The following is a 22,803-nucleotide window of genomic DNA, read 5'->3' on the forward strand; positions in this document are numbered from 1 at the left end:
GGGCGCATCTGCCGATACGCGGGACCGTGGGGTAGCGGTATCCTCGGCGCATGGGGTGCGTCGGACCTGAGTTCGAATCTCGGCGGTCCCACTTCAACACGACTCGAGCGGCACTCTGTGTCGCTTTTTCCACGAACCGAACGGCTAGCGACCGCGCCGCGCCTCACGACCTCTCGCCTTCCCATCATTCTCCTGTTTCCTGATGCGAGGTGTCCCACCGCCGTAGGCAGGTGACACGACGGGGGAAATCGCCCCGTCTCTCAGAAAACTAAACACCAGTTAGCGGGCTCTCCAGTGCCAATCTTTTCCGTTTCGAACTGAGGGGCAACCGTACGTCTCCAGCCCCATCTGGTACGTAACCCGACCGTATCTGGTAGTTATTTACACCTACTAGGGGCGCTCAGAAAAGTATATACGGTAAAACTATGATCGAGTGTAAGCATGGCGCAGGTTACGTCGGCAGTCGCGATCCTGGTGGTGATGCTCGCGGTCGGCGGGGCGACGGCGGGGTTCGTCTCCGCGGACGGCGACGACCGCTCTCTGGCTGCGGAACTGTTCTCCGAGACGGACGCGTTCGAGGCCGACACGGACGGCGACGGTCTCGACGACAGCGCGGAGTTACGGACACACGGAACCGACCCCGTCGTCGCCGACACGGACGGGGACGGTCTCGACGACGGACTGGAACACAGTCGCTACGAGACGGACCCGATGGCGACCGATTCGGACGGAGACGGTCTCTCGGACGGCGCAGAGATCGACGACCACGGGACTGACCCCGCCGTCGCCGACATGGACGGGGACGGACTCGGCGACGACACGGAGGTCTCGGACCCGGGGACGGACCCGAAAATGGCCGACACGGACGGCGACGGGCTGGACGACGGCCGCGAACAGAAACTCGGGACGGATCCGTCGACCGCCGACACCGACGGGGACGGGCTCGCGGACGGCGCCGAGGTCGACGACCACGGCACCGACCCGACGGCCGCCGATACCGACGATGACGGGCTGACCGACGGACAGGAGGTCGACGCGCTCGGGTCCGACCCGACAGTCGCAGACGGCGACGGTGACGGGCTCGCGGACAGCGCCGAGGTCGACGAGTACGGGACGGACCCATCCGCGGCAGACTCGGACGGGGACGGCATCGACGACGCGACCGAGCTCCGCGAGCACGAGAGCGATCCGCTAGCGACGGACACCGACGGCGACGGGCTGGACGACGGCGTCGAACTCGACCGCGGGACCGGTCCGACGGTCGCGGACACGGACGGTGACGGCCTCGACGACGGTGCCGAGGTCGACGACTTCGGCACCGACCCGACGGTCGCCGACACCGACGACGACGGCCTGAGTGACGGCGCCGAAGTCGACGAGCACGGAACCGATGCGCTCGTGGCTGACACGGACGGTGACGGGCTGGACGACCACACCGAGGTCGCGGTCGAGGAGACCGATCCGACGGCGAGCGACTCCGACGGTGACGGACTCGGTGACGGCGCGGAAGTGAACCGACACGAGACCGACCCCGCAGTGGCGGACACGGACGGTGACGGACTGGGAGACGGAGCCGAAGTCGAGGACCACGAGACGGACCCGCTCGCGGCCGACACGGACGCGGACGGGCTCTCCGACGGGGCGGAGACGGGCGAGCACGGGACCGACCCGGTCGTCGCGGACACCGACGGAGACGGCCTCGCGGACGGCTCCGAGATCGAATCCCACGGGAGCGACCCGCTCGTGGCAGACACGGACGAGGACGGTCTCTCGGACGGCGAGGAAGTCGAGGCGTACGGGTCCGACCCGACGACGGCGGACACCGACGGGGACTCGCTCGCGGACGGCGACGAGATCGAGGCCGGAACGAACCTGACCGCTGCGGACACGGACGGTGACGGCCTCGACGACGGTGTAGAAATCGACGACACCGGGACGGACCCGGTCGTCGCTGACACCGATGGCGACGGGCTGGACGACGGCGCGGAGGTCGACGAGTACGGGACCGACCCGCTGGAATCCGATTCGGACGGTGACGGGCTGGCGGACGGGTCCGAGGTGACCGAGTTCGGGACCGACCCGGCGGCGTCCGACACGGACGGCGACGGAATCGCGGACGGAGCCGAGGTCGATCGCTCGACCACCGACCCGACCGTCGCGGATACGGACGGGGACGGCCTCGGGGACGGGTTCGAACTGGAGCGTGATACCGACGCGGCGGTCGCCGACACCGACGGGGATGGACTGGACGACGGCGACGAACTCGACAGCGGCGCGGACCCGACGCTCCGGGACTCGGACGGCGACGGCGTCGGCGACGGCCCCGAAGTGAACCGGTACGGATCCGACCCGACGGTGAGGGACTCGGACGGTGACGGCCTCACGGACGGCGAGGAGGTCTCGGACGACCCGGCGATGTCGCGCGCAGACCCGGCGAGGTTCGACGTCTTCTTCGAGTTCGACTACATGAGCGGGCGGAAACCGTCCCCGGAGGCGCTCTCCATGCTGGACGAGGAGTTCGCCGACGCGCCGATCGACAACCCCGACGGGTCGACGGGGATCGCGCTCCACGTCGACGTCGACGACGAGATACCCCGCTCGCCGACGACGAACCTCACCGAACGCAACCGGATCATGGACGAGCACATGGACACCGACGGGAAGGGCTACCGGTACGGCATCCTCGTGGTCGACCCCTACCTCTACGGTCGCGACGTGGCCGGGTTCGCCTCCATCGAGAACAGTAACGGCGCGCTCGTCGGCAAGCCGCTCGACCCGCCGCTCTACCAGGCCAACCACCTCATGCACGAGATGGGGCACTCGCTCGGCCTCGGGTCCCGCGACTACCGCGGGATCGACTCGAACGACGTGTCGTACGGCGAGTACACCAGCGTCATGAACTACAACAGCGGCAGAGAAGTACTCGGATACTCCGACGGCGACCCGTTCGACGACTGGGCGGAGATCGAACGGAACGTCTACACCCCCTCGACCGAGGCGATCGACGACGGGACCTGAGTCCCGTTCCCCGTCTGCGTCGGGTCGGAGGACGCGGCGTCAGTCGACGTCCGGCACGTCGAACCGGCGGCGGGAGACGTCGCCGTCGCCGGTGCGTTCGAGCGAGACGAGTGCGTCGGGCGTCTCGACGAGGACCGCCTCGCCGCCGGGGTCGTCCCGGTTCGCCCGGATGACGTTCTCGCAGACGACGTTGCCTTTCTGGACGGGGTGGTCCTGGCGCGTGTGACCGACGATCTGGGGCGGTGCGGTGCCCGTCAGGAAGCGGAAGTCGAGCCAGGCGATCCCGGCGCCGAAACCCCGACCGCCCTGCCGGCCGAGGCCCAGCACGTCTCGGTAGTCCTCGACCAGGCGACGCTGGGTCTCGGCGTCGTCGGGGGTGGCGACGGTCTCGCGGAGTTCGAGCGCGGCGTCGACGAACCGGTCGTTGACCGACGACGCGTCGTACGCCGTGACCAGTCCGGCGTGAGCGTACGTGAAGTTGTACCCCTCGTAGGCCGCGACGAGGGTGCCCGCCTCGACGGCGTCGCAGAGCTGGCGACGGTCGTCGTCGGTCCGCTGCCCGGAGTACCACTCGTCCCAGCTGACGAGGTCGGGGAACAGCACGCCCCACTCGTGGTTGCCGAGGGTCACGCGAACGTGACCCGGTGGGGCCTCGCGCGCGAGGCGTTCGACTAGCGCGACGACGCCTTCGTTGTCGGGGCCGCGGTCCACGAGGTCGCCGTTGACGACGAGGACGTAGTCGTCGTCTCCGGCCCAGTGGAGTCGCCCCTCGTCGTCGCTGTCGACCAGCGGGTCGTAGTCCGGGTGGTCGCCGACGGCCGTCAGCGCCGCGCGCGCCGCGTCGAGATAGCCGTGGAAGTCGCTGACGCTGACGACGCTGGGATCGTCGGCCTCGAGACCGTCAACCGCGTCTCGGGCGTGGGCGGGCACCGTGTCCTGAGCTCCGGCAGTGAGATCTATCATTGAGCGACTGTCATCTCGGCGTGTTCGATCACCTCCTACAGCGCAAGGTGTCAAAACGGCTTCGGGACGTGGCTGGCCGCCTCCGGCCGAGTCAAACACAAAACTCATATCGGCGGCCTGAAAGAACCTAATAGATGGAGCGAGTGCGGCAGTGGGCGCGTGGCGCGTACGAGCGACTGCTCGAGTGGGAGGTATCGGGCACGCCCAGCCACGTCGCCGTCATCCAGGACGGGAACCGTCGATACGCGCGGAACAGGGGCGACGACGCCACCGACGGCCACCGGGCCGGTGCGGAGACGACCGAACAGGTCCTCGAGTGGTGCCAGGAACTCGGCGTCGAGGAACTGACGCTGTACACCTTCTCGACGGAGAACTTCGACCGCCCCGAGGAGGAGAACGAGGCGCTGTTCGACCTGCTGTGCGAGAAACTCCGCGAGTTCGCGGACGCGGACCGCGTCCACGACTCCGGCGTTCGGATCCGGGCGATCGGCGAGACCCAGCAGCTCCCCGAGCGCGTCCGCAAGGCGGTCGACTACGCCGAGCGACGGACGGCCGGGTACGACACCCTCAACCTCAACATCGCGCTCGCCTACGGCGGCCGCGCGGAACTGCTCTCGGCCGCGAGGGACGTGGCTCGCGAAGTCGAACGCGACGGGCTCGACCCCGACGAGATCGACGTCGCGACGGTCGAACGGCGGCTCTACGAGGGTCCGAGCCGCGACGTGGACCTGATCGTCAGGACCGGCGGCGACGAACGCACGTCGAACTTCCTGCCGTGGCACGCGAACGGCAACGAAGCGGCCGTCTACTTCTGTACGCCCTACTGGCCGGAGTTCCGGAAAGTGGACTTCCTGCGGTCGATCCGCACCTACGAACACCGCGAGGAGTCCTGGCGCAAGACTCGCGCCCGCCGCGCGCTCGCGCTCGTCAGAGCGCTCGGCGAGGCCGAGGTGAGCGAGGCCCGTCGCGTCCTCCAGCGGTTCAAGGGCGCGCTCCCGAGCGCCGAACGCGAAGCGCTCGAAGCGGAGACCGACACCGATCCCGAACTCGAACAGCCGGCCGACTGAACGGGACTGCCGGCCGACTGAACAGACGTTCCGGCCGAACCGTCCGACCGATTCTCCGTGCGACTTCCTCACACGGATGACGGTACGTTTAAGTCCGGGTGGTGTGTGAGATACACTATCATGGCACACTCGGGCTCGGACGCGGACGCGTTCGTGACGACCGGGACGCGGCCGCGCAGCGTCGCGCGAGCGAGTCGCCGGTTGGGGCTGGCGTTGCTGGGTGCGGCGGGACCGGCGCTCGTGACGGCGTTGCTGGTCGCGCTGACTCGCGAGGGGACAACGGGGCCGCTCTCGTGGGTCGGCGAGGCGATGGGGACGCCGCTCCTCGGCGGTGCCGGCATCGCGTGGGCGTTCCACGTCGCGGCCGTCACGGCGCTGGCCGGGGTGTGGATCGTCGGCTTCGCGCTCGTCGTCGAGGGGTACTTCGGCGTCGACTGAGCGGCCCCACGGTCGGAGTCGACAGCACAGTTTCTCCGCGACCGTCGTAACCTACTACCGTCCGTCAGTCGTTGCCGTGTGCTTCCGGAGTCGCGTCCTCCGCGTTCCCGGTCTGCCCGTCGGTGTCGCGGACGTGGAACCCGCCCGACTCGGCGCGGCCGGCGAGTTCGCGCTGCGGGAACGGGATCTTGATGCCCTCGGCTTCGAAGGCGGCCTTCACCGACGAGATGACCGACGAGACGGCTTTCCACTTGCGCGGGGGCGTCGGGTGGTCGATCCAGAACCGCATCTCGAGGATCACCGACGAGTCGCCGAACTCCTTCGGGAACACCTGTGGCGGCGGGGCGTCGACGACCTCCGAGAGACCGGATATCGCCTCGATAGCCACCTGCTGGGCGCGTTCCGGGTCGGCCGCGTAGTCGATACCCACGTCGACGCGGATCCGGAGGAGTCCCTTCTGACTCCGGTTCGTGATCGCCCGGTCGGCGACGCTGTCGTTGGGGAGGACGACGAACTCGCCGTCGAAGTTCTCCAGTCGGGTGTTGAAGATGGTGATGTCGGTGACGATCCCCTCCTCGTCGCCGACCTGCACCCAGTCGCCGATAGTGAACGGCCGGGAGAACATGAGGACGAACCCGGCGATGAGCGACCCGAGGGTCTGTCTGGCCGCGAGGCCGACGACGATGCCGAGGAAGCCGGCACCGACGAGGAGGCCGCCGATGTTCGCGTCCCAGATGCCGAGGATGACCAGGCCGACGAAGCCGAACAGGAGCAACTGGGAGGTGCGGAGCACGATCTCCTCCTGGTGGTCGGTCATCCAGTCCGCGCGGTGTCCGAGGTTGGCGACGACGCCCGAGAGGAATCTGGCGCCGGCGTACGCGGCGAAGAAGATGAACAGCGACCCGAGCACGCGGCCCGCGACCACGATGTCGTCCTCGAAGTGCGACTCCAGTTCGGTGACGAGCGAGCCGAAGCCCCAGACGTAGATCAGCGAGACCGCTCCACCGACGACCAGACAGAACTGGACGGCCCGGAGGATCGCGCCGCCGACGGCCCACTGGACCGCCGACCCGTCGACGCCGTCCACCAGTCGCGGGACGATCGCCCACCCGACGAGCGCGACGACGACGAGGAGCGCCGCGGTGAAGCCGAATCGACCGCCGAGCGTGTCGAACCCTTCGAGGAACGCCCGGGTCGACTCGGCAGTCGTCGTCGCTTGGAACATACCTACCCCATCGTGAATGGACAGTTATGGGCGTTTTGTTACTCCGTGGTCGTTGCCGAGGGCTCCGGCAGGCGCCGGTGTCGCCTCCCAGAGACGGACAGTGGCTTTACATGTCGCCGCCACGCGTGACACGGACGTGAGCCTCGCGTCGTGGGTCGGGAGTCGGGCCGACCGACCGCTAGTCGCGGGCATCGCGTTCGCCGCGTCGGCGCTGGCGTACACGGCCGCGTACGTCAGGTTCGTCAGCCCGTACGGGCTGTTCGTCGTCTCGGCGTCTGTGCTCGCCGTCTCCGCGACGCTGGGCGCGTTCGTCTCCGGCGTGGTCGTCTGGCGCTACCCGCTCTCGTGGACCGACGGACGGTCGTACCGAGCGTACGGGTTGATGGGCCTGCTCGTGGGAAGTCTGACGCTCGTCGTCGCGCCGCCGCTGGCGATACTCGGGATGACGCTCCCGCAGGCCGGCGGCTACAGTGCAGACGTCTCCCTCGTCACCCCGATCATCGTCGCGGGGTACCTGATAAACGCCGTCGCCTGGGGTCTCGTCGGGACGTTCGTCGCGCTGGTCGCCACGCTGGGCACGCCGATGGTCGTGACGACCGCCGTCGGCCTCGGCCTCGGCTACCTCCGGCGACGCCACGACGAGGCACCCGCCGCCTCCGCTGCCGAATCACCGCAGTGATCCGGAGACGGACACAGAACGGTCACTCGAACGGTCACTCGAACGGAACGTTTTTGTCGGGCAGGGTCGTCGCTCCCGGATCCATGTCACTCGATCGACGAACAGAGCGACCGACGCGCGACTCGCGACCGTCCGGCGGTGGTCGGCGTGTCTGAACCGGGGGCCGACGGGCCGTTCGACGTGGGGTTCGGCTTCATGGAGTCGCGGGCGCTCGCCGTCGCCGTCGAGTTCGGCGTGTTCGAGGAACTCGCCTCGGAACCGCTCGAACTCGGGCTGCTCGCGGACCGAACCGGCGTCGACGACAGGGGCGCCGCCGACTTCTTCGATGCCCTCGTCGCGCTCGACCTGCTCGACCGCGAGGACGGAGTGTACAGCCTCGCAGGGGCGGCAGAGCGGTATCTGGATCCGGACGGGGGGGCCTACGCCGGCGACTTCCTGGCCTTCGCCGGCACGAGCATCTACGGATCGTGGGCCGGTCTCGACGACGCGTTGCGGACCGGTGAGCCACAGACCGGCGCTCCCGACCCGGGCGAGGGGGACGCCTACGACCTCGTCGCCGACGACGAGGACGCCTCGCGGCGTTCCACGACGCGATGAGCGGGTTCAGCGCCCTCTCGGCCGACGCCATCGCCGACCGCTTTCCCTGGGAGGAGTACGATCGGGTCTGTGACCTGGGCGCGTCGAAGGGCGCCTTTCTCACCGAGGTCGTCGGTCGGCACTCGCATCTCACCGGTGTCGGCCTCGACCTCCCGCCGGTCGAGTCGCAGTTCCGGGACCACGTCGCCGACGCCAGACTCGACGACCGGGTCGACTTCCGCGCGGGCGACTTCTTCGAGGACTCGCTCCCGGACGCCGAGGTGTACGTCCTCGGGCACGTCCTGCACAACTGGGACGAGGAACGCACTCGCCGTCTCCTCGGACGGGTCGCCGACGCGCTCCCGGCCGACGGGACGCTCGTCGTGTACGGGATGATCGTCGACGACGAGCGGCGGAAGCACGCCCACGCGCTCCTGATGAGTCTGAACATGCTCGTGACGATGGAGGCCGGTCGCGGGTACACGTTCGCCGAGTGCGAGCGGTGGCTCGACGACGCGGGGTTCGCCGAGACGCGACGCGCCGACCTCCCCGGCCCCGACTCGATGATCGTCGCGGAGCGGTGAGCCGGTCGGTTCGGCGCGTCGCTTTTCCACGCGTGACTCCTACTGGCGGTATGACCTTCGACGCCCGATGGCGGACGCTCCGCGAACGGTGTGACTCGCTCGACCCCGACGCGGTTCTGGTCACGCCCGGAGACGAGCGGGTGTTCGCCGTCGACCGCACGGACGAGACGGCCATCCTCGTCACGTTCCGGGACGACGGCGAGCGGACGCTCCGGCGCGACCAGTTCGAGGTGCTCGCGGACCGCGTCGCCGAGGATCCGCTCTCGCTCGACGAACTCCCGCCGGGCGTCGGTCCGTACGTCTCGGTGCTCTCGCTCGCACCCGGGTTCGCCGTCGAAGCCGGGGCGCTCGAAGCCACCGACGGGACAGCGGCCGAGTCGGAGGACGGCGCCACCAGTCCGTTCCGCCGCTCGCGCTGGGACGTTCGCCGCCCGCCCGAGGAGGTCCACGACGACGCACTGCTCGTCGCCGACTGGCTGGAGCGCCACGACGCGACCGAGCTCGGGAGGCTCTCGTCGGAGGACGCCGTCGACCTGTACGTCCTGCTCTCGGACCTCCAGTGGGGCGCCGACGACCTCCGCAGGGGCGTCGGCGACGAACTGCTCGACTCCCTCGGCCCCGACGGCCGCCTCCACGGCCAGTACGGGAGCGTCACTCGGACGGGCCGCGAGCGTCGCCAGCTGAAAGACGAGGACGAGATACTCAACCGCCTCGACGAGGAGGGCGTCCCACACGAGTGGGTGCTCGGCGTCGACGAGGAGAAACTCGACGTGGTCGTGGCTACCACGAACGTCGACGAGCGCGACGTGTACGACGTCCACGACCAGTACTACGTGCAGAAGACGAGCGTGGAGTCGGGGGCCAAGCGGTCGCGACTCCAGGGGCTCAAGGACAGGCTCGACGACCTCGGAGACGAGGACGCGGACGAGCTCCGGGACGAGATCGAGACGCTCGAGGCGCGCATCGACGACCTGCTGGCGGCGGGGTGACGCCGATGCTCGTCCTGGGCGACGCCCACGCCGCCGACCCGGAGAACCGCCGGCGACTGCTGGCCGCCTACGAGGCCTCCGGTGCCGAGATCGCCCTCCACGTCGGCGACCTGGAGTACTACGACCTGCCAGTCCCCACGTGGTTCGTCGCCGGGAACAACGAGGACTTCGACGTGATCGACGCCCTGCGGTCGAGCGGGACCGGGTCGGACACACCGGAGGGCGGCCCCGAAATTGCCACCGAAGTCCGCAACGCACACCTGATCGCCAGCGACCTCGTCGAGGTGCGCGGGCTGACCGTCCTGGGGCTCTCGGGCAACTACGCGCCGACGAGGTACGACTACGACCGAGCGGACCTCGCGGACGACCGGCGTCGACACTTCACCCGTGCGGAGGTCGAACGGGCCATCGAACGCGGTCGCGAGGTCGACGTCGACCTGCTCCTCACGCACGCGGCACCGCACGGTCTCGTCAGCTACAGCTACGATCCGGGGATCGACGCGATCGACGAGCTGATCGGGGCTGTGGAGCCGTCGCTGTGTCTCGTCGGCCACCACCACACCCACGCGGAGCTGACGATCGGGGAGACTCGCGTCGTCTCGCTGGCGCCGGTCTGGGAGCGGTACTACGACCTCGACCCGGCGACGCTGACGCTGGAGCGGTTCGAGACGCCGAGCGAGCGAGAGTGAACGGAAACCGAGAACCGAGCGATTAGACGCCGCGACCCTGCATCTTCTCTTCCTCGGGCAGGTCGACGTTGGCGTCGCCCTTCATGCCTTCGCCGATGTTCGAGGCGATCTCGGCGAGCGTCTCGGGGTCGTCCCAGTTGTTGACGGCCTCGACGATGGCCGTGCCCATCGCCTCGGGGTCCTCCGCGCCGAAGATGCCCGAGCCGACGAAGATGCCGTCACAGCCGTGGTGCATCATGAGCGCCGCGTCCGCGGGGGTCGCGATGCCGCCGGCGGCGAAGTTGACGACAGGCAGACGGCCCATCTCCGCGGTCTCGTGGACGAGGTCGGCGGGCGCGTCGTTCTCGCGGGCCCACGCCTCGCGCTCCTCGTGGCTCATGCCTTCGAGTTTGCGGATCGCGCTCTTGATGTTGCGCTGGTGGTGGACGGCCTGGTTCACGTCGCCCGTGCCGGCCTCGCCCTTGGTCCGGATCATCGCCGCGCCCTCGTCGATGCGCCGGAGGGCCTCGCCGAGGTTGCGCGCGCCGCAGACGAACGGCGAGGTGAAGTCGCGCTTGTCGATGTGGTACTTGTCGTCGGCGGGCGTAAGCACCTCGCTCTCGTCGATCATGTCCGCGCCCGTGGCCTCGAGGATCTGCGCCTCCTTCGTGTGGCCGATGCGGGCCTTGCCCATCACCGGGATGGACACCTCGTCGATGACCTCGCGGAGCGACGCCGGGTCGGCCATCCGGGCGACGCCGCCGCGCTTGCGGATGTCGGCCGGGACGGCTTCGAGGTTCATGACCGCGACGGCGCCCACGTCCTCGGCGATGCGCGCCTGCTCGCGGTTCACGACGTCCATGATGACGCCGCCCTTCTGCATCTTCGCGAACCCGCGCTTGACCAGTTCGGTCCCGCGACGGAGTTCCTCCAGATCCGTTTCGTCGGTCATGTCCCGGTCTTCGCGTCGGAATCACTTAACGAGTATCTTTCCCGGCGCGCTCGACCGGCTCGACCGACTGAACCGCGCGACCGACCCGTCCCGCCGACCCGCCCGACCGCTACCGTTTTGCGCTCGGCGTCCACAGGGAGAGACATGTCGGCCGTCACCCGCGCTGGTCGCCGCGTCGAGCGGATCGTCGCCCGCTACTTCGACGCGCCGCTGCCCGAGGCCGAGGGCCTCCCCGCTTCCGTCGCGCCGCTCCCCCAGTGGCTCGAAGACCTCGGCCTCCGCCTCGCCTGGCCGATCGCGCTCGTCAACCTCGTCGGCACGCTCTTCGGCTTCTGGTACTACGCCGGCCGTCCGACGGACCTCGCTCCGCCGCTCCTTGGGGGACAGCTCGGCGCCGCACAGCCGCTCGCCTACGCCCTCATCCCGGACTCGCCCGTCGCCACGATGTTCATCGGCCTCTCGCTGGTCGCGTGGCGACTCGACCTCGACGCCGGCCCCCTCCACATGCTCGCCTTCTTCGGCTGTATCAAACTCGGCCTCTGGACGCCGTTCGTCCAGCTGGTCCTCAACGGCCCCGGCGGCATCGCCGCGTGGCTCTACTGGTTCCTGATACTCAGTCACGTCGCGATGGCCGTCGAAGCGTTCCTGATCCACCGCTACGCGAGGTTCTCCGTCGGCTCGGTCGCCGTCGCCCTCGCGTGGTACGGCTTCAACGACGTGGTCGACTACTTCTGGCCGCTGCTGGACGGCCCGCATCACACCTGGCTGCGGGCCGAACCGTTCCTCGCGGCCGGCGTCCCCGACCACTCCGTCGCCGCGCACGACCTCGCCGCGGGGTGGGCCGTCGTGCTCACGCTCGTCGCGACCTTCCTCGCGCTCGCGACCCGCGTCGAGAAGGTGAAACGCGGCGCGGAGTGAGGCGACGGCGTCGCCCCCGGCGCGGCCGCTCCGGGAACGTGCTTCCGCGGTCCGAAGCTATACACCGCGCTCTCCCGAGTGAGTGGTATGGTATCGTTCACCGATGCGGAGCGCAGGTCGTTCGCGCGCAACGGGTTTCTCACGCGCGACGACCTGCTCCCGGCCGAACTGGTCGAAGACGCTCGCGGGTCCGTCGTCGACGCGATAGACGTCGACCCAGACGACCCCGACCAGGTGATCGGGTCGGGGTACGAGGTGGCGGTCGAGGGCGTTCCAGAGGAGCCGTTTACCGTGATCGCCGATGCGCTGTTCCCCGCGGCCGAGGCGCTCGTGGGCGAGGGCGTCCTCGCACCGCCGGGGCCGGGAATGCAGGTCGCGCTCAAGTTCCCGGACGAGGACGCCGCCGACCCGGTCCACGGGCCCAAATCCGTGGCGGGGCACCTCGACGGCTACGCCGCGTTCGACGAGAATCCCGAAGTCACGACGTTCCAGTTGGGGGCGGCCGTCTATCTGGAGGACGTGGGGCCGCGAGGCGGCGGCTTCACCGTCTGGCCGGGCTCGCACCGCGTCGCCGCGGCGTACTTCGAGGACCACGCGCTCGAATCGGTCGGCGGCACGCCGAACAACTCGCAGCTCCCCGCGATGGGCGAGGAGGCGGGCGAGTGGGACTACGACCGCCGATTCTACGAGCAGACCGACCCCTACGAGGTGGCGGGGTCTGCCGGTACGGTCGTCCTCTGGCACGGCCTGCTGACGCACGCCGCCGGGATCAACACCGGCGAGCGCGCCCGGATGGCCGCGATCAGCCGGTTCTCCCGGGAGGACGTCGAGGACATCCGCCGCGACGCCGCGAGCGACCTCTTCGGGTACTGGCCGGCAATGGCCGGCGTTCCGTTCGTCGAAGGCGGGGAGCCGGTCGTTCGGGAAGAATAGGAACCGCGATCAGCCGACGATCAGGACGGCGTTCTCCGTCTCGATCATCTCGCCCTCGCCGGAGTAGGTGCGGGACTCCTCTATCTCGTACATCTCGCCGTCGAGTTCGACGCCGGCGACCTGCAGTTTCCCGTCGACTTCCTCGAACTCGCCGGCCTCGATGGCGGCGTCGATGTCGCCGACCTCGCTGCCGTACTCGGGGCCGACCAGCGAGTAGTCGAGGTCGACGCCGGTGACTTCCGTCGTGACCTCCGGCGGTTCGTCGAGCGTCTCCAGGTCGGCGACGTGCATCGCCTCGGCGACGGCGTCCTCGAAGCCGGCGATGCCGCCGTACACCTGGACGGTGTCGAGGTCGGCGTTGAGCGGGAGTCCGGAGTCGGTCTTGTAGCGGCGGAGCGCGGCGATGACCTCCATCGCGCGTTCGCCAGCCTCCAGATCCGCGTCGTAGCCGCGCGTCTCCGGCCAGTCGGTCGTGTGGACGGAGTCCAGTTCCTCGGCCTCGTCCGTGTAGAGACGCTGCCAGAGCTCCTCCGTGACGTGCGGGAGGAACGGGGCGAACAGCTTCAGGAACGTCCGGTGAGCGGTGACGAGCGCGTACTCCGTGGAGGCGTCGCCGCCGTCGCTAAGGCGCTGTTTGGCGATCTCCAGGTAGTCGTCGCAGAAGCTGTTCCAGAAGAACGACCGCAGTTCGTTGCGCGCCTTCGAGAACTCGTAGGCCTCGAACTGCTCGGTGAGCGAGTCGACGGCGTCGTCGAGTTCGGCGAGCATCCAGCGGTCGACGGCCGCGAGGTCGTCCTCGTCAGGCTCCTCGACGGCGTCGGCTGCCGGCGTGAGCTGGTCGATCAGCCGGGAGGCGTTCCAGAGCTTCTGGAGCAGGCGTTCGCCGGCCTCGAGGTCGCCCTCCTTGTACGGGAAGTCGTCGCCGACGGAGGCGCTGGCCGACCAGAAGCGGATGGCGTCGACGGGGTACTTCTCCATGACCTCCTCCGGGAGGACGACGTTGCCCCGCGAGGAGGACATCTTCTCGCGGTTCTCGTCGAGGACGTGCCCGTTGATCATGACGTTCTCGAAGGGCACCTCGCCGGTGTGCTCGTAGCACTTGACGACGGTGTGGAACAGCCAGAACGAGATGATGTCGTGACCCTGCGGGCGCAGGTCGAACTGGTAGAGCTCCGGGTGTTCCATCGTGAACTCGCCGGCCTCGGCGTCCCAGTCCCAGCCCGCGTTGATGAGGGGCGTGAGCGACGAGGTGGCCCACGTGTCGAAGACGTCCTCCTCCGGGCGGAAGTCGCTGCCGCCGCACTCGGAGCAGGCGTCGACCGGCGGGTCGTCCGAGAGGGGGTCGACGGGCAGGTCCTCCTTCTCGGCCATGATCGTCTCGCCGCAGTCCTCGCAGTACCAGACGGGGATCGGGATGCCCGAGTCGCGCTGGCGGGAGATACACCAGTCCCACTCCAGCCCCTCGATCCAGTGCTGGTAGCGGGTGAACATCTTCTCGGGGTACCACTCCATCTCGCGGCCCGCTTCGAGGTAGTCGTCGGTGCGGTCGAGCATCTCGACGTACCACTGCTCGGTGACGAGGTACTCGACCTCCGTCTCACAGCGCTCGTGGACCTGGACGGTGTGGTCGTGGTCGCGGCTCTCGACGAGCGCGCCGACGTCGTCGAGGTCCTCGATGATCGCCTCGCGGGCCTCCTCGGTGGACATGCCCTGGTAGTCGCCGGCGAGGTCGGTCATCGTCCCCGACTCGTCGATGGCGATGCGCAGGGGCAGGTCGTGGGCCTGGTACCACTCGATGTCGGTCTGGTCGCCGAAGGTACAGGACATGACGATGCCGCTCCCGGTCTCCATGTCGACGCGCTCGTCGGCGATGATGGGGACCTCCTGACCGAAGATGGGGACCTTCGCGGTGCCGCCGACGAGGTGCTGGTTCTCGTCGTCGTCCGGGTGGACGAACACGGAGACGCAGGCCGGCAGGAGTTCGGGGCGAGTCGTCGAGATGGTGAAGGTGGCGCCGTCGGCGGCCGCGCCGTCACTGGTCTCCAGCAGGTCGAAGTCGATGTCATTGAACTTCGTGTGCTTGTCCTTGTCCTCCTGTTCGACCTGCGAGATGGCCGTCTCGCAGTCGGGACACCAGATGGTCGGGGCGCGCTGGCGGTACTCGCGGCCCTGCTCGTACAGGTCGATAAAGGAGAGCTGTGAGATGCGCTGGACGCGCGGCTCGATGGTCTTGTAGGTGTTCGTCCAGTCGATGGACATCGCGAGCGACTGCATCTCGTCGGTGAACTCCGCCTCGTAGTCCTGGCAGACCTCGCGGCACTTCTCCTGGAACTCGCGACGGGTGAAGTCCTGGTGGCGGATGCCGAGTTCCTGCTCGGTGAGTCGCTCGGAGGCGATGCCGTTGTCGTCGTAGCCGAACGGGAAGAACGTGTGCTCCCGCGCCATCCGGTGGTAGCGGGCGGTGAAGTCCTGGAGCGTGTGGGCGTAGAGGTGGCCCATGTGGAGGCTCCCGGAGACCGTCGGCGGCGGCGTGTCGATGGAGTAGACGAGGTTGGAGTCGACGTCCGCGTCGCCGTCGTACTCGTAGGTCCCCTCGTCGACCCAGCGGTCCTGCCACTTCGGCTCGACCGCTCCGGGGTCGTACTCGCCGGGGAGGGTGTTCTCGGTGGCGCTCTCGTCGGCGGCCGCGTCGTCGCTCGCGCTCTCGCTGTCGGTGCTCATCGGGACTCACTCCCGGAGCGTGTCGGGGTCGATGCGGCCGGTGTGGCCGTGGCTGGTGGTCGATGCGCGCTGTCCGTGGTCGGTGGTGATTCGTGCATAGGTCTGTGTCGGGATACTCGGCGAGACGATTCGAACGCGGCGTCAGAATGGGTGTAGTGGGGCTAGGGGGCCCCTACACGTACGGTGACGGCTACCGAAGCCGGGGGCTCGTTCGAGGCGGGCGTGGCGACTGCTGCGAACGGCCCTGTCATCGACAGAGAGTGGTCGAGGCGGGAAAATAACTCTTACGTCATCGCGGCAGGCGCAGACGTGACGACGGTCGAGGCGCCAGCGCCCTCACTCCTCGTCGGTCAGGGGCGGGCGGTCGACGTGCTGGCCCCAGAACCCCGGGAACTTCTCGACGGTCAGGTCGCCCTCGACGCGGGTCTGGCAGGCGAGTCTGAGGCCGGAGTCGGCGTCGTGCGGCGGGAAGTCCAGTCGCCACGACTCTCGCCGCGTGGGCTCGCTCGCTTCGCCGTCGACGGTGACGGCGCAGGTGCCACAGGTGCCTTGGCCTCGGCAGTTCGCCCGTTCCGCACCGCCGTTGTGCGGGACGATTCCGGCGTCGAGCAACACGTCGCGGAGCACAGCCCCCTCGTCGCAGTCGATCTCGCTGTCGCCGTACCGGACCGTTGGCATGGCCCTCCTACGGGCGAGCGCCCCTTACAGGTTCGGACCGAACTCCTCCGGGCCGAATCGCGGCGTGGCTTTTTCGGGATTCGGTCCGACGATCCGATCATGCGGGCTGCCAGACTCCACGAGTACACGGACGACATGGCGAACGGACTCTCGATCGAGAACGTGGACCGACCGGCCGTCACCGCCGGTGACGACGTCCTGGTCGAAGTCGAGGGCGCCGGCTGGTGCCAGACGGACAACCACATCATCGAGGGGATGTGGGCCGACTACGTCGATCAGGACCTCCCGATGACGCTCGGCCACGAGAACGCCGGCACGGTCGTCGAGGTCGGGGAGGACGTACAGACGGTCTCCGAGGGCGACCAGGTGATCTGCCACCCGGTCCAGACCTGCGGCGTCTGTCGCCCCTGCAGGCAGGGCGAGACGATGTACTGCGAGAACCAGTCGTTCAACGGTCTCACCGTCGACGGCGGCTTCGCCGACTATCTCCAGACGGGCGAGCGCTCCGTGATCCCGCTCCCCGACGGCGTCGACCCGACGGACATCGCGCCCCACGCCGACGCGGGGATCACGGCCTACCACGCGGCGAAGAAGGCCGTCGGCGACCTGAACCCCGGCGACACCGCCGTGATCGTCGGGGTCGGGGGACTGGGCCACATCGGTCTCCAGTGCGTCGACGCGATGAGCGCCGCCGACATCGTCGCGCTCGACATCAAGGAGTCGGCTCGCGACCTCGCCGCGGAACTGGGCGCTCACCACACCGTCGACCCGTCGAGCGAGGACGTAGCGCAGGTAATCGACGACCTCACCGACGGCACGGGCGCGCGACAGGTGCTCGACTTCGTCGGAGCGGACTCGACGACCGCGCTCGCGCCGGACATCGTCGCCGCCGGCGGCGACCACCACATCATCGGCTACGGCGGCCACATCCACGAGCCCTCGCAGGCGCTCGTGAACGGCGAGTTCGCCTTCCAGGGCAACATCGTCGGCCGCTTCACCGAACTGCAGGAACTGGTCGCCCTCGTCGAGCGCGACGAAGTCGACCTGCACACCAGCCGCTACGACCTGGACGATATCAACACCGTCGCGGAGAAACTCGAACACGGCGAAATCGAAGGCAGGGCCGTCGTCACGCCGTGAGCGGGAGACCGGGACAACTTACAGATGGCGCGCGCTGTCGCGGCTCTCGTGCCGCGACGAAGCCGTGCGAGGGATGAGTAGCGCAGGAGCTTGCGACGAGCAACGCAATCGGCTGGGGAGGTCTGTGGCTGTCCGCGGTGCCGTGCTGTGCCGTGCGGAGCGGGTGTAGTTCCTGGCGGACTGAAAGGGCGAGGCACGCTCGCGTGCAGTTCAGTCGCCTGAGCGGCCCCTATCCGCGCGAGTGCGGTGCGGTTGTTCGAGCGCGGATATGCCGCTCAGCGACCGCGTGCGTGCCGAGGGCTTTCCGTGCTTGCTGTCGTTTGCGGTCGATTCGACTCAGAGTGGGCGGGTCGAGGGCTTTCGTCGCTCGTTGTCGCTCACAGAGACTGTTTCAACTCGTATCGAGCGCGCCTCGCCTTTTTATCGCCCACCGCGAACTCCAACCCGATGGACCTACACAGAATCGACGAACGACTCGTAGGCGTCCTCGACGCGCTCCTCGTCGGGAGTCCCGGAGTGAACCCACAACCCCCACGTCCACGAGAGCGACTCCCCCTCCGCCAGCGTCTCGACGGTCCCCCACGTCGGGTTCGCGGCCAAAAACCCGAACGGCTCGTCCATGATGAACCAGTTCACCGGGTCAGACCCGTTCTCGGGGTGGTCGAACATCGCGATACCTGCCGACCACGGCTCGCCGACCGCGGCCGCGCCCGGCCGCCCGTCCAGCGCGCCCGAGTAATCACACCAGCGCCCCGCGGGACCGCTCGCGGCGCGCGGCGGCGACGTCTCGCCGGGGTCGGTCCCGTCGGGCAACAGCACTCGACCGCCACGAAGGCTCCGGGCGAATCGCGTGCTCAGGCCGCTGTAGTGGCCGTGGAGCGTCTCGCTGGAGAGGTGGCGCCGCTGGCCGAGCGCGGTCACCGCCTGCTCCCAGGTGAGGAGGTACCCCTCGTCGTCGGGTTCGGCGATCCGGATCGTCCGGTCGTCTCCCAGCAACTCCTCGCCGGAGTCGGTCTGCCACGTCGCCTCCTGAGTGATCTCGACGCCCGAACCAGTGCTCCGTACGTCGTAGGCGCCGGCGTCGGCGAAGCCGTGGGGCTTGCCGGCCGCGGCGTTGGGCTCGGACTCCCAGCAGTTGATCCCGTCGACCAGTTTCTGACAGAAGAAGAGGCCGAAGTGCCACGGGTGGTCGTGTGGCGAGGAGACGACGAGGTTCTCGCCGGGCTTGCTGTCCACGCCGGGCGGGAGCGCGACGGTGTCGAAGCCGGGCTTGCTCCCCGCGGGGTCGGCGTTGTACCGGGTCAGCAGGATATCGTCGGCGAACACCGACACCGTCCCGTCGTCGTCGGTGACACTGAGCGAGACCATCAGACCCCCTCCCGTGCCTCGGCCAGCACGTCCTCTGTCGTCACCCGCTCGCCGCCCGATGCTGCGCTCCGATAGATCGCCTCGATAGCGGCCATCGTCCCGAGGTTGTCCCGGCCGCTCGTCAGCGGTTCGCTCCCGCGCTCGACGCAGTCGGCGAAGTGGAGCAGCTCGTTGACGAAGGCGTCCGAAGTCGGCAGGTCCGTGTCGAAGTCGTCCATCGCGTCGAAGGACTTGCGGCGCTCGGGGTCGTCGCGCGTGTTGATCCGCGGGGTCGGTGAGCCGACGTACCCCTCCTGTTGTTCGCCCTCGGGGAGCGTGTGGACGACGCCGTCGTCGCCGACGAGCCAGAACGCCTCGGTGTACGGCATCGCCGGGGCGGACAGCGTCACGGAGAAGTCGGCGATGGTCCCGGACTCGAACTCCAGCAGTCCGGTCGCGTAGTCCTCCGCGCCGTCGAAGTCGGGACTGACGGAGCGGTCCAGCGCGGAGACGCCGGCCACGTCGCCGAGGTAGTACCGCAGGAGGTCGAGTTTGTGGACGCTGTAGCCGATGACGCCGCCCCCGCCAGCCATCTCGCCGTCGTAGAGCCAGTGGCCCGGCGGGAAGAGGTCGCCCTGATTGACCAGCGCGTCACAGCGAGCGTGTCGGATCGCGCCGAGGTCGCCGTCGTCGACGCGCCGCTTCAGCGCGCGATACGGCGGGTGGAACCGCTGCATCTGTCCGACCATCAGCCGCAGGTCGCGCTCGGCGGCGAGGTCCACCAGTTCGACGCAGTCTGCCAGATCCGTCGCGAACGGTTTCTCGACGTGGACGTGTTTGCCGGCCTCCAGCGCGGCCTTCGCGACTTCGTAGTGGACGCTGTGGGGGAGCGTGACGTCGACGGCGTCGACGTCGGCCTCTTCGAGGAACGTCTCGTGGTCGGTCCAGTAGTCGACGCCGAAGTCGTCGGCGAAGGCGCGGGCGTTCTCCTCGGACACGTCGCAGACGCCTGTGAGAGTCAGTTTCTCGGGGAAGTCATCGTACGCCGGGCGGTGGAGGTCGGAGATGCCGCCGGCGCCGACGAGTCCTACGTTCGTCATTGTTTCCCTCGACACTCCGCCGCCGGTGCTATTGAAGGTGGCCGCGGCGGCGGGTCTCGCTGCAAGAGGAGAAGGGCGGGGAGTCCGACCGTCGGCCTATCCCGCGACGCTCAGTCGTCAGAGTGCGCGCGCACCCACAGTTCGCCGATCCGCGAGAGGCCGGTCCGGTAGGACTTCCCGTGTTCCTCCTGCTCGATGTAGCCTTTCCCGCCGGGACCCAGCCGGTCGACGTTGTAGATGACCTTCGAGCGGAAGCTGTCGGTGTACTCCTCTCCGAGTTCCCGGGCCAGCTCTTGGGCCAGCTCCGACACCGACTCGAACTCGCCGTGTTCGCCGAGGGTGAAGAGGATGAGTTCCTCGAAGGGTTTGACGTTGGAGAAGGAGGCGACGGGAAGTTCGAGGATGTGCTTGCCGTCGAACTCCTTGGCGCCGATGGTCGTCCCGCGCTCGTCGAACTCCGAGAGCAGTTCCTCGGCGGCGTCGAGGCGGTCGTCGACCCGGTCGGAGAGGTCGGGGTCGTCCACCTCGCCCTGCAAGTCCGAGAGCAGATCGATACCGCGGTGGAGTTCCTCGGCGAGTTCAGTCTCGAGGTACTTCTCGGGGACGGTGTAGTAGGTGTGGATGCGCTGGCGGTCCTCCTCGCGCTCGACCATGATGGAGTGGGCGGCGGTAGCGAAGGCGAAGGAGACCGTGCGCGGCATCGCGGAGATGTTGACCCACACGTCGGCGCCGTCCTCGCGGTCGAGTTCGGCGTTGATGAGCTCGAACGCCTGTTCGAACGCCTCGTCGTAGTCGTACACGTCCTCGACGACGAATCGCTCCGTCGCCGCGCCCAGTAGATTGCGGTAGTCCTTCTCCAGTTTCTCGGCGAGGTTGCGGGAGTACTCGACGTTGGCCTCGCTGCCGACCGCGCCTTCGAGGAGGACGACGCGATCCACGTCGAGCCTGTCGCGCACCAGCGGCGCGATCAGCCGGTCGTAGTCGAACCCGACCGGAACGATGTGTGTCTGCATACTCGGTACGAGACTCCGGTAGCGTATAAAAACCAGCAGACTCGTCGGTCAGTCCGCGCGGGTCGCGTACACCGACGCGTCCTCGCCGGGGCTGGCGTTGGTCAGGAGCGAGACGCCGACAGTCAGGACGAGACCGAGGAGCATGCCGACGACCGAGGCGGACCAACCGCCGAGGTAGCTCCCCGGGACGGGGGTGAACACGCTCGACAGGTAGAACAACTGGCTGACGCCGATGCCGACGTACATCCCCCACTTCGTCGTGTTCCGCCAGTACAGGGCGACCAGCACTGGCAGCGCCAACTGCGCGAACCCGCCGAAGGCGGTGTCGCCGATCTCCAGCAGCGTCGCGGGCTGGAACAGGCTGGCGACGAACGAGAGCGTGGCGAAGACGGCGACGCCGACGCGGCCGAGGAACGCCTCTCGCCGTTCGGTGGCCTCCTCGACGAGCGGGCGATACACGTCGCGGGTGAAGTAGGACGACCCCGACAGCAGCATCGAGTCGCTGGAGCTCATCATCGCGGCCATCGCGCCGGCGACGACGAGCGCCGCGAACCACGAGGGCGTGTACTCCGCGAGGAGCAGCGGGAGGACGTTCTCCCCCTCGCCGGCCGCGATGCCGAGCCCGCGCGCCCACGCGCCGAGCATGAACGCCGGGACGAACAGCAGCAGGACGAGCACCGGCCAGAGCGGCAGTGTCCGTTTGATCACGGCCTTCGACTCGGCGACGAAGAATCGCTGGTTGACCTGCGGGAACATCGTGACGCCGAAGGCGATTGAGATGGCCGTCGAGAGGACGTACTGGGGCGTGTAGAGCCCGCCGCCGAGCGCGAGGAAGTTCCCGTCCACGTCGCCGAGCGTCGCCGTCGCGCTCCCGACGCCACCGACGGAGACCGCGACCCAGACGAACGCTGCCCAGACCATCACGAGCATGAACGCCCCCTGGAGGGTGTCCGTCCACGCGACGCCGCGCATCCCCGAGAGCGCGACGTAGCCGATCATGAACAGGGTGATACCGCCCGCGCCGACCCAGTAGGGGACCGCGCCGCCGGTCAGCGCCTCGATGGCGGTGCCCGCGCCCTGCTGCTGGAGCATGACGTACGGGAACAGCCAGAAGATGCTGATCGCGGCGACGAGGACGCGCAGCGGGAGCGACCCGAAGCGGTCGCCGAGCATCTCGCCGAGCGTGACGTAGCCGTTCGCCTTCCCGACGAGCCACTGCTTGTACCCAAGCACGTACCAGAGGATCCCGAAGATGACGCCGTCCATCAGGCCCATGACGAGGATCCACTCCGGGCCGGCGCCGTAGCTGATGTTCGGGCCGGCGAAGAACGTGAACGCCGAGAGCAGGGTGGCGAAGGTGGTGAAGAGGAGGACGACGGTCCCGAGGGTCCGACTCGCGAGGTAGTAGTCCTCGGCGGTCCGGTCGGTCAGTCGGTACGCGACGACGCCGATCGCGAGCGCGACGAGCATGTAGCCGACGACGATCCCGATCTGCAGTCCCACGTCAGCCATCGCGACTCACCCCCTCGACGCCGAGTCCCCACGCCCGCCGGGTGAACACCCAGAACACGACCGCCGTGAGCGAGAGCCACCCCGCGTGCCACCACACCCACACCGGCAGGCCCGCGACCACCGTGTCGCTCCCCCACAGGAACCAGGGGACCGACAGCGCCGCGAGCACCGCCGCGACGACCGACCAGCCGACCACACGAACTCGATCGCTCATGGCCCGACTGTTCGACTCCGATACCGTTAATCTTTCGTCGAACGTCAACGATCCACTCGTTCGAAGAG

21 protein-coding genes and 1 tRNA gene are annotated in these 22,803 nt (G+C 68.6%); 12 read left to right on the plus strand and 10 right to left on the minus strand.

The genetic code is table 11. The annotated features are described in order from the left end of the window. Nucleotides 1-20: 20 nt before the first annotated feature. A tRNA-Pro gene (locus D1409_RS02450) sits at nucleotides 21-91 on the plus strand. A 350-nt stretch (nucleotides 92-441) separates the two neighbouring features. Continuing rightward, entirely contained in the window at nucleotides 442-3,018 is a 2,577-nt protein-coding gene (locus D1409_RS02455; protein WP_123533689.1) for a hypothetical protein, read from the plus strand. Between the two features lie 39 nt (nucleotides 3,019-3,057). Here D1409_RS02455 and D1409_RS02460 read toward each other — a convergent pair whose 3' ends face one another. After that, nucleotides 3,058-3,981 carry a metallophosphoesterase gene (locus tag D1409_RS02460; protein WP_123533691.1) on the minus strand — a complete coding sequence of 308 codons (924 nt, stop codon included), beginning with the start codon at nucleotides 3,979-3,981 and terminating at the stop codon, nucleotides 3,058-3,060. A 134-nt stretch (nucleotides 3,982-4,115) separates the two neighbouring features. Between D1409_RS02460 and uppS the strand changes: the two genes are divergently transcribed. Together uppS and D1409_RS02470 are read left to right on the plus strand one after the other, a co-directional pair. Next, nucleotides 4,116-5,048, plus strand: a complete 933-nt coding sequence (gene uppS / locus D1409_RS02465) for a polyprenyl diphosphate synthase (protein WP_123533693.1) — start codon at nucleotides 4,116-4,118, stop codon at nucleotides 5,046-5,048. 120 nt (nucleotides 5,049-5,168) lie between these two features. Then, complete coding sequence (locus D1409_RS02470) at nucleotides 5,169-5,486, plus strand: hypothetical protein (RefSeq protein ID WP_123533695.1); 318 nt, start codon at nucleotides 5,169-5,171, stop codon at nucleotides 5,484-5,486. Between the two features lie 64 nt (nucleotides 5,487-5,550). Here the strand turns inward: D1409_RS02470 and D1409_RS02475 are convergent, their stop codons facing one another. Further along, complete coding sequence (locus tag D1409_RS02475) at nucleotides 5,551-6,711, minus strand: mechanosensitive ion channel family protein (protein ID WP_123533696.1); 1,161 nt, start codon at nucleotides 6,709-6,711, stop codon at nucleotides 5,551-5,553. Between the two features lie 136 nt (nucleotides 6,712-6,847). Between D1409_RS02475 and D1409_RS02480 the strand changes: the two genes are divergently transcribed. The 5 genes from D1409_RS02480 (at nucleotide 6,848) to D1409_RS02500 (ending at nucleotide 10,228) form a co-directional block, all read left to right on the plus strand. Next, on the plus strand, nucleotides 6,848-7,390 hold the full coding sequence (locus D1409_RS02480) for a hypothetical protein (RefSeq protein WP_123533698.1): 543 nt from the start codon (nucleotides 6,848-6,850) through the stop codon (nucleotides 7,388-7,390). 147 nt (nucleotides 7,391-7,537) lie between these two features. Then, nucleotides 7,538-7,987 carry a methyltransferase family protein gene (locus D1409_RS02485; protein ID WP_164471536.1) on the plus strand — a complete coding sequence of 150 codons (450 nt, stop codon included), beginning with the start codon at nucleotides 7,538-7,540 and terminating at the stop codon, nucleotides 7,985-7,987. Continuing rightward, nucleotides 7,984-8,550: a methyltransferase gene (locus tag D1409_RS02490; protein WP_123533703.1), complete on the plus strand. Its 567-nt coding sequence runs from the start codon at nucleotides 7,984-7,986 to the stop codon at nucleotides 8,548-8,550. Before D1409_RS02485 ends, D1409_RS02490 begins: the two co-directional genes overlap by 4 nt. A 50-nt stretch (nucleotides 8,551-8,600) precedes the next feature. Further along, entirely contained in the window at nucleotides 8,601-9,539 is a 939-nt protein-coding gene (locus tag D1409_RS02495) for a hypothetical protein (RefSeq protein WP_123533706.1), read from the plus strand. Between the two features lie 5 nt (nucleotides 9,540-9,544). Then, nucleotides 9,545-10,228, plus strand: a complete 684-nt coding sequence (locus D1409_RS02500) for a metallophosphoesterase family protein (protein WP_123533708.1) — start codon at nucleotides 9,545-9,547, stop codon at nucleotides 10,226-10,228. Between the two features lie 22 nt (nucleotides 10,229-10,250). On the opposite strand, the gene pdxS is transcribed toward D1409_RS02500, so the two are convergent. After that, complete coding sequence (pdxS, locus tag D1409_RS02505) at nucleotides 10,251-11,159, minus strand: pyridoxal 5'-phosphate synthase lyase subunit PdxS (RefSeq protein ID WP_123533710.1); 909 nt, start codon at nucleotides 11,157-11,159, stop codon at nucleotides 10,251-10,253. A gap of 144 nt (nucleotides 11,160-11,303) precedes the next feature. Here pdxS and D1409_RS02510 point away from each other — a divergent pair, with 144 nt between their 5' ends. Both D1409_RS02510 and D1409_RS02515 read left to right on the plus strand, forming a co-directional pair. Further along, entirely contained in the window at nucleotides 11,304-12,077 is a 774-nt protein-coding gene (locus D1409_RS02510; RefSeq protein ID WP_123533712.1) for a DUF1405 domain-containing protein, read from the plus strand. An 87-nt stretch (nucleotides 12,078-12,164) separates the two neighbouring features. Next, nucleotides 12,165-13,010, plus strand: coding sequence for a phytanoyl-CoA dioxygenase family protein (locus D1409_RS02515; protein ID WP_123533714.1), 846 nt, complete (start codon nucleotides 12,165-12,167; stop codon nucleotides 13,008-13,010). A 9-nt stretch (nucleotides 13,011-13,019) separates the two neighbouring features. Here the strand turns inward: D1409_RS02515 and D1409_RS02520 are convergent, their stop codons facing one another. Next, nucleotides 13,020-15,731, minus strand: a complete 2,712-nt coding sequence (locus tag D1409_RS02520) for a valine--tRNA ligase (protein WP_123533716.1) — start codon at nucleotides 15,729-15,731, stop codon at nucleotides 13,020-13,022. 336 nt (nucleotides 15,732-16,067) lie between these two features. Continuing rightward, nucleotides 16,068-16,409: a 2Fe-2S iron-sulfur cluster-binding protein gene (locus D1409_RS02525; RefSeq protein WP_123533718.1), complete on the minus strand. Its 342-nt coding sequence runs from the start codon at nucleotides 16,407-16,409 to the stop codon at nucleotides 16,068-16,070. 99 nt (nucleotides 16,410-16,508) lie between these two features. Here D1409_RS02525 and D1409_RS02530 point away from each other — a divergent pair, with 99 nt between their 5' ends. Next, nucleotides 16,509-17,549 carry an NAD(P)-dependent alcohol dehydrogenase gene (locus tag D1409_RS02530; RefSeq protein ID WP_123533719.1) on the plus strand — a complete coding sequence of 347 codons (1,041 nt, stop codon included), beginning with the start codon at nucleotides 16,509-16,511 and terminating at the stop codon, nucleotides 17,547-17,549. A gap of 453 nt (nucleotides 17,550-18,002) precedes the next feature. Here D1409_RS02530 and D1409_RS02535 read toward each other — a convergent pair whose 3' ends face one another. The 5 genes from D1409_RS02535 to D1409_RS02555 form a co-directional block, all read right to left on the minus strand. Next, nucleotides 18,003-18,917: a DUF6807 family protein gene (locus D1409_RS02535; protein WP_123533721.1), complete on the minus strand. Its 915-nt coding sequence runs from the start codon at nucleotides 18,915-18,917 to the stop codon at nucleotides 18,003-18,005. Next, nucleotides 18,917-19,996 (minus strand): Gfo/Idh/MocA family protein, encoded by a 1,080-nt coding sequence (locus D1409_RS02540; protein ID WP_123533723.1) that lies wholly within the window; start codon nucleotides 19,994-19,996, stop codon nucleotides 18,917-18,919. The genes D1409_RS02535 and D1409_RS02540 overlap by 1 nt, the downstream gene beginning before the upstream one ends. A 110-nt stretch (nucleotides 19,997-20,106) precedes the next feature. Continuing rightward, the gene (locus D1409_RS02545) at nucleotides 20,107-21,009 is read right to left on the minus strand and encodes an HFX_2341 family transcriptional regulator (RefSeq protein ID WP_123533725.1); all 903 of its coding nucleotides are present in this window, start codon (nucleotides 21,007-21,009) and stop codon (nucleotides 20,107-20,109) included. A 48-nt stretch (nucleotides 21,010-21,057) separates the two neighbouring features. Continuing rightward, entirely contained in the window at nucleotides 21,058-22,521 is a 1,464-nt protein-coding gene (locus tag D1409_RS02550) for a sodium:solute symporter family protein (protein ID WP_123533727.1), read from the minus strand. Further along, nucleotides 22,514-22,735 (minus strand): DUF3311 domain-containing protein, encoded by a 222-nt coding sequence (locus tag D1409_RS02555; protein WP_123533729.1) that lies wholly within the window; start codon nucleotides 22,733-22,735, stop codon nucleotides 22,514-22,516. The genes D1409_RS02550 and D1409_RS02555 overlap by 8 nt, the downstream gene beginning before the upstream one ends. Between the last annotated feature and the right edge of the window lie 68 nt (nucleotides 22,736-22,803).

Origin of the sequence: Halosimplex salinum (assembly GCF_003730195.1) — an archaeon.
Lineage (GTDB): Archaea > Halobacteriota > Halobacteria > Halobacteriales > Haloarculaceae > Halosimplex > Halosimplex salinum.